This is a genomic window from Citrobacter sp. W9, assembly GCF_026719375.1.
Classification (GTDB): Bacteria; Pseudomonadota; Gammaproteobacteria; order Enterobacterales; family Enterobacteriaceae; genus Citrobacter; species Citrobacter werkmanii.
The window spans coordinates 182,112-193,506 of the sequence record NZ_JAPPTE010000009.1 but is presented as its reverse complement, the minus strand read 5'-3'; the positions used below and the strand labels follow the sequence as shown (position 1 = coordinate 193,506).

11 protein-coding genes and 1 pseudogene are annotated in these 11,395 nt (G+C 51.0%); 4 read left to right on the top strand and 8 right to left on the bottom strand.

Annotation, left to right across the window (positions count from 1 at the left end):
- Positions 1-531 precede the first annotated feature (531 nt).
- Positions 532-1,182, bottom strand: coding sequence for a GntR family transcriptional regulator (locus tag OOJ59_RS15120; RefSeq protein WP_160956292.1), 651 nt, complete (start codon positions 1,180-1,182; stop codon positions 532-534).
- 85 nt (positions 1,183-1,267) lie between these two features.
- On the opposite strand from OOJ59_RS15120, the gene OOJ59_RS15115 reads away from it, so the two are divergent.
- Together OOJ59_RS15115 and OOJ59_RS15110 are read left to right on the top strand one after the other, a co-directional pair.
- The gene (locus tag OOJ59_RS15115) at positions 1,268-2,470 is read left to right on the top strand and encodes an MFS transporter (RefSeq protein WP_160956293.1); all 1,203 of its coding nucleotides are present in this window, start codon (positions 1,268-1,270) and stop codon (positions 2,468-2,470) included.
- 40 nt (positions 2,471-2,510) lie between these two features.
- Positions 2,511-3,117: pseudogene (locus OOJ59_RS15110) on the top strand (cysteine hydrolase family protein).
- Positions 3,118-3,356: 239 nt separating this feature from the next.
- On the opposite strand, the gene OOJ59_RS15105 reads toward OOJ59_RS15110, so the two are convergent.
- Positions 3,357-3,881, bottom strand: coding sequence for a GNAT family N-acetyltransferase (locus OOJ59_RS15105; protein ID WP_085048226.1), 525 nt, complete (start codon positions 3,879-3,881; stop codon positions 3,357-3,359).
- A gap of 109 nt (positions 3,882-3,990) precedes the next feature.
- On the opposite strand from OOJ59_RS15105, the gene tam reads away from it, so the two are divergent.
- Entirely contained in the window at positions 3,991-4,749 is a 759-nt protein-coding gene (gene tam, locus OOJ59_RS15100) for a trans-aconitate 2-methyltransferase (protein WP_085048227.1), read from the top strand.
- Positions 4,750-4,879: 130 nt separating this feature from the next.
- A complete protein-coding gene (locus OOJ59_RS15095; RefSeq protein WP_085048228.1) occupies positions 4,880-5,260 on the top strand; it encodes a GFA family protein in 381 nt (126 codons plus the stop codon).
- Here the strand turns inward: OOJ59_RS15095 and OOJ59_RS15090 are convergent.
- The 6 genes from OOJ59_RS15090 to sad form a co-directional block, all read right to left on the bottom strand.
- Positions 5,253-6,167 carry a bestrophin family protein gene (locus OOJ59_RS15090; RefSeq protein ID WP_085048229.1) on the bottom strand — a complete coding sequence of 305 codons (915 nt, stop codon included), beginning with the start codon at positions 6,165-6,167 and terminating at the stop codon, positions 5,253-5,255. The two genes, OOJ59_RS15095 and OOJ59_RS15090, sit on opposite strands and share 8 nt — an antisense overlap.
- A 209-nt stretch (positions 6,168-6,376) precedes the next feature.
- Positions 6,377-7,828: a tagaturonate reductase gene (locus OOJ59_RS15085; protein WP_137351585.1), complete on the bottom strand. Its 1,452-nt coding sequence runs from the start codon at positions 7,826-7,828 to the stop codon at positions 6,377-6,379.
- 106 nt (positions 7,829-7,934) lie between these two features.
- Positions 7,935-8,462: a GNAT family N-acetyltransferase gene (locus OOJ59_RS15080; protein ID WP_137347270.1), complete on the bottom strand. Its 528-nt coding sequence runs from the start codon at positions 8,460-8,462 to the stop codon at positions 7,935-7,937.
- A gap of 80 nt (positions 8,463-8,542) precedes the next feature.
- Positions 8,543-8,902, bottom strand: coding sequence for a DUF4186 domain-containing protein (locus tag OOJ59_RS15075; protein ID WP_038640562.1), 360 nt, complete (start codon positions 8,900-8,902; stop codon positions 8,543-8,545).
- Complete coding sequence (glsB, locus tag OOJ59_RS15070) at positions 8,902-9,828, bottom strand: glutaminase B (RefSeq protein WP_038640560.1); 927 nt, start codon at positions 9,826-9,828, stop codon at positions 8,902-8,904. Before glsB ends, OOJ59_RS15075 begins: the two co-directional genes overlap by 1 nt.
- Positions 9,829-9,978: 150 nt before the next feature.
- Positions 9,979-11,367, bottom strand: a complete 1,389-nt coding sequence (gene sad, locus OOJ59_RS15065; protein ID WP_160956295.1) for a succinate-semialdehyde dehydrogenase — start codon at positions 11,365-11,367, stop codon at positions 9,979-9,981.
- Positions 11,368-11,395: the final 28 nt, after the last annotated feature.

Genomic DNA, 11,395 nt, shown 5'->3' with positions numbered 1-11,395 from the left:
ATCGAAGCATGGGCTCAATCATCCTGTTGTTTCAGTCGGAGGAAAGTCTATCAGTAAAGAGAATGAGAGATCAAAGTGGTCATTTTAATTGAGCTGGATAACGGACATTTCAATTGAGCCTTGACAAGTGACACGGAGAGCCATTTTTACGGTTCCGGCCTGGTCAATCAACCACATCACACAACGAACGGCTTACAGCGCGTTTCACGCAGCATGGCAAATTCACGTATCGATAAACCGGATTACGTGAAATTTTACGTAATCCGTGGTGGCCACCACCGCCGGAACTGGCGAACGTCACCCGCAGCCGCCGCATCTACATCACAACGCCTTTAATACTCGTGCGCGGATCATTACGTATAACGTCTGTTTTTCGATTCGTCAGACGTCGACGAAAACAGCCAGCCAATTCTGGCTGGTTAAGAGGTTTTTATGGTGTCCGGTCATCCACTCAAACCGCGCCGATACGTAATAATTTTTACGTACTGACCCCGTTCACAGATCTGCGACCCCGACGACCTGGAGACCATATTAGGATATCGCAATACCTCTCGCCCTTAGGCTACGCCTGCTTGAATTGATTGCCTCAAGAAGGCGGAGGCGGCTTTCGCAGAGATGAACGGCGAGTAATTCTGCTGCCTTATCAGTATCCCGCGACCGAAGCGCAGCAATTATTTCTCGATGATCATCCCACGCGGGATTTGACGGCGCTTTGTCGAGCCATCGTGCCCGTGAAAGTCGGCGCAGGGCATCGCTTACCCCTTCGAAAATAAACGCATTCTGACAAAGACGGGCCAACTGTAGATGGAATCGTGTCCCGGCATCGTCCATCACCTCTTCTGGCGCATCAGCAATATTCGTTTTAAGCAGGTTTTCCAGACCGTTGAGTTGTTCTTCCGTCATTTGACTGGCGGATAGTTTTAATGCCGCCACTTCCAGTACTTCCCGGTAAATACACAGCTGTTCAACTTCAGCGACATCAATCGGTGCCACCATCCAGCGTAACCCGTCACGACATACTAGCCCTTCCGACTCCAGCTTTTGTAATGCTGCACGCACAGGTGTCCGGGACGCGTTAAACGTCGCTTCAGCCCAGCGCTCCGTTAACCGCTCTCCCGGCCCCAGCTCCATGTTGAGTATCAGTTTTCTTAATTGGTTTTCAACCTCAGATGCCTGGCTCATGACGGCAATGATCTCCCAAAAATTGACAGTGAAATGCATTATCTTTATGGTATACCAATGTGGTATACCAAGAAAGAGTATTTCTATGACCCAATTGTATAACAGCTTCTGGCAACGAAACCTGCTCGTTTGCTTCATTGGCTCGTTCTCAACCGTCTTCGCAATGACCCTTATGCTGCCGTTCCTGCCTTTGTATGTCGAAGAACTGGGTGTTAGCGGGCATGCCGCGGTCGTTCAATGGTCTGGCGTAGCATTTAGCGCAACGTTTATCACTGCCGGGTTGATCGCCCCTGTCTGGGGAAAACTCGGTGACAGATATGGACGCAAGTCGATGCTCGTGAGAGCCAGCCTTGGCATGGCAGCTACTGTTTCGCTTATGGGGCTGGTGACAAATATATGGCAACTTGTCGGATTAAGGTTGTTAGTTGGCCTGGCAGGAGGCTACTCATCCGGCGCGACAATTCTTATCGCAGTTCAGGCTCCCAGAGACCGTGCAGCCTGGGCGCTGGGGATTGTTTCATCCGGTGTAATGGCTGGCAATCTTGTCGGTCCACTTACCGGAGGATGGCTTCCTGGTCTGATCGGTATTCGAACCACGTTTTTCTGTGCAGGTGCGCTGATATTTCTGTCCTTTATCATGACCCTCACACTCATTCGCGAAGAGGTGCAAAAGCCTGAGGATACAGTGGCAAAAACGGGAGTGAGCTGGTCGCAGTTGCCTGCCCGTACTGTAATTATCTGCATGCTTTGCACCGGTCTGCTGCTGATGCTGGCCAATATGTCGATAGAACCCATTATCACAGTCTATGTGCGCACTCTCGTCAGTGAGGCTTCTCAGATAACGAAAGTAGCGGGATATGTGATGGCTGCAACGGCTCTGGGCAGTATTATTTCCGCGTCATGGCTAGGAAAAGTGGCAGACAGGATAGGACATTTACGCATTATCACGCTGGCACTGACTGCGGCCGGTTTACTGCTGATCCCTCAGGCATTTGTCACCTCCGGGTGGCAACTGATTGCCCTGCGTTTCCTTATGGGACTGGCACTCGGAGGCTTATTGCCTTGTATTGCAGCAGTGATACGCCACCGCGTACCAGAAGGTATGGTGGGCAGCATTCTTGGCTATTCCGTCGCAGCACAGTTCGCTGGCCAGTTCATCGGACCGCTGATTGGCGGCTTTGTCGGCGGGCATATCGGTATGCGAGCCGTCTTCCTGGCAACCAGCTGCATCCTGCTATCCGGAGCGGTCTGGAACTTTAAAATCCATCGCCAGTCAGCAACACGCTAACTGACTTCATTACACGTCATCTGCAAACTTCGGAAATTTAATGTCAAATCAACTTAGTAACATCAGTAAAAACAGCGCACTGCTGGTTATGGATTTTCAGACGATCATCCTTAACAATTTCCTCCCGCAAGAAAGCGCTGGAAACGTTATCCGCAATACCGCATCACTGATAGCCGCTGCACGCACGGCAGGCGTACCGGTCATTTATGTCAGTGTCGGATTCCGCAAGGGGTATCCAGAGGTCAGCAAAAACAACACGATCTTTTCTGCGATTAAAGAGAATGGAATTTTTATGGCTGACAACGAGAGCACGGCTATTCATCCTGATGTCGCTCCGGCAGAGAATGAGGTTGTCATCGTTAAACGCAGAGTCGGAGCTTTCTCGTTTACCGAACTTGAGATGGTTCTCCGTGCTCAAGGCATCGAAGAGCTGATTCTTACCGGTGTGACGACCAGTGGCGTTGTGCTTTCTACAGTGGGGCAAGCGTTTGACCTGGATTACCGCCTTATCGTTGTGAGTGATTGCTGCGCAGATCCAGATCATGAAACCAATGTGTTTTTACTTGAAAAAATTCTACCTCAACATGCTTTTGTTACCAGCTCATCTGAAATAGCAAAAGACTGGGCATAAAAATATGAATTGCTGACATCAAAATAACCGTAATGTACTGGGGGAAGATGACCGGATATGCCCGTTCATATGAACGTCCCCCCTGATTAAAGATGGCGTTGCATCGACTCATTGAACTCACAGCACTAAGCAGACTTTTCAACATTTGGACATTTCTAACGAGCCAGTGATTAGACAATTCTGGTGGGCTTTGACAAGTAGATAATCGTTATATACTGCTCCATGAGACATCGCTTACTTTCCGAAAAACGGTAATCAAATTGCCCCCCTCCGATACAGGATGTGTTGTGCTAACCGGTGATCAGAGGGCAACGCGGGATGCACGAACTCTTCAGTTTTATTCATGCCCAACCGTATCATCAGACGCTCTGACGGTTTATTCAGCACCGACGTAAATGAAACCACCTCACTTAACGCCAGGTCCTCGAAAGCAAACGTCAGGCACGCCTCGGCGGCCTCCAATGCCAGCCCCTGGTGCCAGAAGGATTTAGCAAGACGCCAGCCTATTTCGGTACAGGGTGAAAAGTGAAATTTATCAGGTTGTGGATGTAAACCTACACACCCCACAAACTGCTGTGTTTCTTTAAGTTCAACGGCCCAGAATCCCCAGCCGCGCTCTGTAATGCCTTCCTGGAATCTGGCAGCCAGGTTGTCGCTTTCCGTTCGTTGCAGCGGAGCCGGAAAAAAACGCATCACGTCCGGATCGGCATTTAACGCGGCAAACGGGGCTTTGTCTTTGGCTTCCCACGGGCGTAAAATCAGCCTCGATGTTTCCAGCATATTTCTGCCCTTCTCCTGTATTTTCATATAATCTTCTAAAAGAAATGGCTCATCGGCAAGGACTTATGTGCCCCTTTCCGCCTTCTTCTCTCATACTGGAGATTCATTCATGGCCGACTGGAATCCTGCGCTTTATCTGCAATATGAAACTGAACGATCAAGACCCGCTGCGGAATTACTCAGCAGAGTGGCGTTAGAGAATGTCCATTCAGTGGTCGATCTTGGCTGTGGTCCGGGAAACAGTACGGCATTACTGCATCAGCGCTGGCCCTCGGCTGTAATTACCGGGGTAGATACCTCACCCGCCATGCTTAATGAGGCGCGCAATGCATTACCGACATGCCGTTTTATTGAAGCGGACATTCGTTCATTCCAGACAGAGCAGCCTCTGGACCTGCTGTATGCCAATGCCTCATTGCAGTGGGTTCCCGATCACTATGAATTGTTCCCGCATCTGGTATCGCTACTGGCTCGCAATGGCGTGCTGGCGGTACAAATGCCGGATAACTGGCTAGAGCCAACGCATGTTTTGATGCGTGAAGTGGCTTATGAACAAGGCTACCCTGACCGGGGCCGCTCGCCGCTTCCTGGCGTTCACGCCTACTATGATATTTTGACTGAAGCGGGCTGTGAGGTGGATATCTGGCGCACAACGTATTATCACGTTATGGATTCACATCAATCGATTATCGACTGGGTAAGCTCAACGGGCCTGCGGCCCTGGTTGCGTGATTTGAGCGAAAATGAGCAACATCTTTACCTCGCGCGTTATCATGAGCTACTTCAGGAACAATATCCTCTGCAGGAAAACGGTAAAATTTTGCTGGCCTTTCCGCGGTTATTTATCGTAGCCAGACGTAATGATTAAGCGTTTATTATAAGTGCATCACAGGAGCTGACTATCTGCCATGCGCGCCCTCGCCTTTTTATCATGAGGATCTAGTGGCAAAGCCTGTCATCTGCTAGTGTCTGGCAACGTGTTTCTGACAGGAGTTGTCATGTCTAAAGTCTACATTGGTGGCTGTCTGTGTGGTTCGATTCGCTTCGCGGCCAGCAGTCCTAATAATTCCCATACCTGCTCCTGCGATATATGTCGGAAACATACGGGCGCACCAACCGTCGTCTGGATTGAGTTTAATGCAGAAAATGTAACGTGGACGGGTAAAGCCGGAAAACCGACAACCTGGCGCTCTTCTGAGACGTCAAGTCGGGCTTTTTGCCCTCAGTGTGGCAGTTCCGTAGGCGCCATTGATGACGCCCCGGTTATTGCGCTGTTAGCTGGCGCTTTTGACGATCCTGACGATGAAGACCTGGCGCCGGAATTTCATTCTTTTTCAGATATGCAGCCTACATGGTGGCAAAAGAATGTAACTAAGTGAGTTGGTAATGCTTATCCGGAATGTGTTTTGCTGGCACGTTTGTTTCATCATTCATCTGTAACAAATCGATTTCAATGGCATTGCAAATCGCATCCAACGGGAGGTCGTTGTTCTCTGTACCAAACGGATCTTCCAGCTCTTCTGCAAGCGTATCGAGCGAAATAAAAGTATAGGAAATCAGCACTGAGATAAACGGCGTCATGTAATGTAAATCTACCACCAACGCGAATGGCAACATGATGCAAAACAGATAGACCGTGCGATGAAGGATTAAGGTATAAGCAAACGGGACGGGGGTATTCGCGATCCGTTCACATCCTGCCAGCACCGCAGACATATCATTTAACCTATTGTTTAAACTATGGAATAATATGTCTGACAGTTGACCATTGCGCCGACGTACAGCTAACCATTCCCCCATCAGCAACAGAATGCGATTTGCCGGTGATTGTGAGGCAAATACTATTCGCAGATCCTCCTCACTAAGGTATTTCGCCAATGGTTCAGCCTGTGGCTGACGGCGTAAAGTCATGCGTAAACAGTGGGCAAAGGCGATTTGCAGACGAACAAACTGTCCCAGTTCGCTGTCGTCCGGCAAGGTAGTTTTTACTTCACGTAGCAGCGACCGGGAAGCAATCATCAACTGCCCCCACAGGTGTCGAGCCTCAACATAACGTGAATAACAGGCGTTATTACGAAAACCTAAAAAGATAGCAATCGCCACGCCGAGAATGCTGAACGGCGCCAGGGTAAATTTGATGCCCAGCATCGTATACCACGGCAGCATGATAATAACGGCGATGGAGAGCAGGAAGTTCAGCAGCAGACGTGAAAAAATTTTAGATAATACCGACCCATGCCAGACGAATATCAGGCGTAGCCAGTGTTGTTGGGGGCGAACGATCATGGTTATCTTCGGAAAAATGTGAAATCCGTCACATTAGACGCGAACATGATCAATGTTGCAAGCTAATCGCAACACTATCTAAACATCTTTCCTCCTGCTGAACGGACAATGCGCTGAAGTGGCAGACTGTCACCATAAAAGTAGAAAACTATAGTATGTTGTAACTAAGTAAAATCTGTAAAAAACCCGGCCTGAGCCGGGTCTGCGTATTAGCACAGTGGTTTAACGGCTTCGCGCATGCCTCTTAGCAGAATGCTATCCAGATCGGCAGTAACCTGTTCTACCAGTCCGGAAACTTCCGTCAGATCCTGTTCCCAGTGTTCTGTAACGGCCAGCACAGCTTTAACCAGCTCTTCGGTGCTTATCTGGCGGTCATGATGCTGGGACCATAGCTGTTGAAAACGCGTCATCCAGTGCGCATCATCCTGAACCGGGTAAGACTCACCGTTACGCTCACCACGGTAGAACGCAATCAACGCGGCAAGCGCAAATGTCAGACGCGCAGGCAGTTTACCGCTGGCCTGTTGCCCCGCCAGCAGTTGCGGCAAGATGCGAGTGCGGAATTTAGTCATGCCGTTCAGGGCAATCGACAACAACTGATGTTTGATATACGGGTTGCAGAATCGACCTGTCACCGCGCTGGCAAAAGACGCCAGCTCATCGCGTGGTAAATCCAGCACTGGAATAATTTCTTCATAGATCGCTTTTTCCACGAAGGCGCGAATCTCCGCGTCATTCATGGCCTCCCCCACGGTATCCAACCCAGCCTGCCAGGCAACGGGAACCAATGCGGTATGTGCGCCGTTGAGAATGGCCACTTTCCGTTCTTTATACGGTTTGATGTCATCAACAATCAGGACATTCAGCGGATATTTATCCAGACGCAACTCAGCGGCTAATGACTTCGGCCCCTGGATAACAAACAGATAGAAGTGTTCTGCGGTGTCCAGAAACGCATCGTGATAACCCAGTTCCGCTTCAAGCTTCGCGACTTCATCACGTGGATAGCCGGTGACAATACGGTCCACCAGCGTGGAGCAAAAGGCGTTGGCCTGATCCAGCCATTGGATAAATGCTTCCGGCAATGCCCACTCCTGGGCATAGCGCAGAACCAGTTCACGCAGCGCATCACCATTGTAATCAATCAGTTCACAAGGAATGATTATCCAGCCTTTATCCGACGCGCCATTAAAATGGCTGAAGCGCTCGAACAGCAGTCGGGTCAGTTTGGCCGGATAACTCACCGCTGGCTCATCCTCAAACTTATCACCAGCATGATAGCTGATGCCGGCTTCGGTGGTATTGGAGAAAACAAAACGCATATCAGGGTTATGCGCCAGCTTCAGGAACTCATCGTACTCACTATAGACGCTGATCTCGCGGTTAACCGAACGAATTAAACGGGCGTCGCTCACGGCCTCGCCCTTCTCATTCAAACCACGAATGATGGTGGTATAAAGGCCGTCCTGTGTACTCAGTGATGGAGGGAAAGTACTTTCGATAGGTCGGACAATGACCACACCAGAGTTAAGATCGGTATGCTCATTCAGCAGATCGACTTGCCAGTCAACGAAGGCGCGCAGGAAGTTTCCTTCACCAAACTGAATAATGCGTTCAGGATACTGAGCACCGGGGAAATCGCGACGATTTAAAGTTTGCACAATGGGTTCCCTTTTTAATTAGTCATACAACCTGATTGAATTGGTCCAATAGGTTAGCAAACTTTAATACATTGAAACCCTGTTTTGATCAATCCCCAGCGACAAATTAGAGAGTTTTATAAAAAAGTGTGGTCCCGGTCAGCGTCCCGTCAGGCATTTTGGCATAGTCAGGTATCACTCCTGCTTTTTGCCACCCACACTTGTGGTAGAACAACTCCGCGCCACTGCCCGTCGCCGTATCGAGCACCAGCAACGTTTTGCCCCTTTGACGCGCACAACTTTCCAGCTCGTTCATCAGTTTCCGGGCAATCCCGCTCCGCCGCGCAGAAGTATGAACCAGCAGCTTAGCGACATCGGCGCGATGAGGTTGGTTTTCAGGTTGATCGATAATGAGCTGGACGGTACCGACAAGCGTTCCCTGGGCATTCTGGGCGCCAAGAACGAGTCTTTCCCCACGGGCAACGCTTTGCGCGACGTTCATCCAGAAAGGCCGTGATTTCTCACGATTAAAAGGCAGCATAAAGCTGACGGAGGCGCCATCATTGACGCACTGTTCAAGGACATCGCTGAGCTCGTCGATTCTCGACAGAATCTGGGCCGCATTCAGCACGAAGCAGGGTTTGCAGGAAGCCATTTTTTCTCCTTAGATTGACCCCCTCAGCATGCTTTTAACAATTACATAACACAAGGGGTTGTATCATAGGATAATGTTATCTATGGCTTGTTCATTTGAATCACTAACCAGTGATATATAACCGTGACAACGTAACGTTGCTGTTGTTCGTTTAGTGCCACACCCTGAGGAATGTCATGCCATTTTGCCAGGCACCCCCGACAGCAGGTCGCCGTCGCGTGCTGCGCGATGAATACCGGGTGACCACGCATTGGCGTCTGTTTCCCATCATTAGCGGGAAAAGCGGGAGCCAGCCGTTTGGCAATAAAATCGGCTGCATGTTGTTCAATAACCGGCGCGCCTTTATCCAGACAATACTGCCTTTCTTTCTGGCCGAGGCGAAACCGCGAGCGAAACGTCGATTTCGCCAGCCGGGCAAAAAGAGGATCGAGCGTATTCATCAGTAAACCGAACGCCCCATTTGTTGCGTTAGTTGCTCCAGCGCGGCGATACCCGCCAGTGAATTTCCCGCTGGGTCCAGTTCCGGACTCCAGACAGCAATCGCCATCTCGTGCGGAACGATGGCCACGATACCGCCACCCACACCAGATTTTGCCGGCAACCCAACCCGCCAGGCAAATTCCCCTGCGTTCTGATACATCCCACTGGTCGCCATCAGCGCGTTGATTTGTCGGGCCTGCATCGGCGTCACTACGGGCTCCTCAAGATGGAAGGCATGGCCCTGATTCGCCAAAAATACGAAGGTTCGCGCCAGTTCCACACAGCTCATTTTCAATGCGCAGTAGTGAAAATAGTTTTGCAACACAGTGGTCACGTCATGGTTAAAATTGCCGAACGATTTCATCAACCAGGCAATAGCCGCGTTACGTGCGGAATGCTCAAACTCTGATCGCGCCACCGTCGCATCGTAGGCGATATCCGGGACGCCGCTTAATGCCCGAACCACTTCCAGCATCCGTTGACGTGGTGCGCTCAGACGCCCTTGCAGCATGTCGCAAACCACCAGCGCCCCGGCGTTAATAAAGGGATTACGCGGGATACCCTGCTCCAGTTCCAACTGCACCAGGGAATTAAAAGGATGACCGGACGGATCTTTGCCAACGCGTTGCCAGATCTCCTCTTCCTGATAGTGACGCATCGCCACGACCAGACTTAATACCTTCGAAATCGACTGAATAGAAAAGCGTTCTTGTGCATCCCCTGCCTGATAGTGCTGCCCATCGACGGTACAGATGGCGATGCCCAGTTTTGATCCGTCGACAGAGGCTAACGCAGGAATATAATCAGCGACTTTACCCTGACCAATCAGCGGACGAACCTGCTGTACAATGGTCTCTAAAATTGAATTGTCCATGGCCCTGGCCACAACATGCTCCTTGCTCGCAGGTATGAAAGGCCTGCGAGTATAACAGAGCTCAATACGCTGCGTCAGACCATTAGGTGTCAGCGGACGAAGAGTCAATGACAAAAATATGCCGAGACCAGACAGGTGCCCCCGACGGAGGCACCCTCACCTTCAGAGGCGGTTTTTCCAGACGGTCTGCACATTACAAAACTCATGCAGGCCAAAATGCGAAAGCTCGCGACCAAAACCACTTTTCTTCACGCCGCCAAACGCTACACGGGCATCGCTGGCGCTGTAACCATTGATGAATACGCCTCCACACTCCAGACGAGAGGCCATCTTCTGGGCCAGCGCGTCATCCGCAGTGAACACCGTGGCGGATAATCCAAAATCACTGTCATTCGCCAGCGCCAGAGCATGTTCCGCATTCCTGGCAACGGTGATCGCCGCAACCGGACCAAACAGCTCCTGGCGGAAAGCCGTCATTTCTGGCGTTACGCCGCCCAGTACCGTCACGGCATAGTAATTGCCCTGACCTGCTATTTTTTCACCGCCAAGAAGTAACTTCGCCCCTTCGGCCAGGGATGCTTCAACCTGCTGATGTAACTCATCACGCAGATCAAATCGCGCCATCGGTCCAAGATCATTTTCTTCGTTTAACGGATCGCCCATTTTGAGCGCGCTCGCGGCCGCCACAAAACGCGCAGTAAATTCTTCTGCAATCCCTTCTTCGATAATAAAGCGTTTTGCTGCCGCACAAACCTGCCCGGTATTCTGATAACGTCCGGCGACTGCCGCTTTAACGGCCAGATCGAGATCGGCATCATTCAGGACAATAAACGGATCGGAACCACCCAGTTCAAGTACGCATTTTTTCAGCGCCGCCCCCGCCTGAGCACCAATCGCCGCACCGGCGCGTACGCTCCCCGTTACCGTGACCGCCGCGATGCGCGGGTCGTTAATCATCTGACTGACGCCGGCGTTATCGGCATTGACCCAACCGTAAACACCGGCTGGTACGCCTGCATCAGCAAAAACCTGTGCGATAATCGCAGCACAGCCGGTTACGTTAGGCGCATGCTTTAACAAATAGCCATTACCGGCCAGCAGAATCGGAATGGCGCCACGCAGTACCTGCCACAGCGGGAAATTCCACGGCATGATCGCCAGAATAGTTCCAAGCGGGCGATACTCAATCACCGCCTGGTTATTTTCCACCAGCGTGGGTTCCGGGTTCAGCATCGCGGGTCCATGTTCGGCGTACCAGTCACACAACGCGGCTGACTTGGCGACTTCACCCCGGGCCTGTTTGATGGGTTTACCCATTTCACGTGAAATACACTGCGCCATCTCTTCCGCGCGATTACGCAGGGCCTGGCCGATATGACGCAGCGTATGCGCGCGGTGCGCGACGGTAGTCTGTTTCCATTCACTGTAGCCACTTGCTGCAAGACTCAGTGCCTGAGCAATCTCTTCAGTGCTGGCCCACGGCATCGCCGTCAGTCTTTCACCGCTGGTAGGATCAACCGAAATAGCATGTGTTGCTGCTGTGATAGTCATAGATGCCTCTCTTTATCGCAGGGTATGG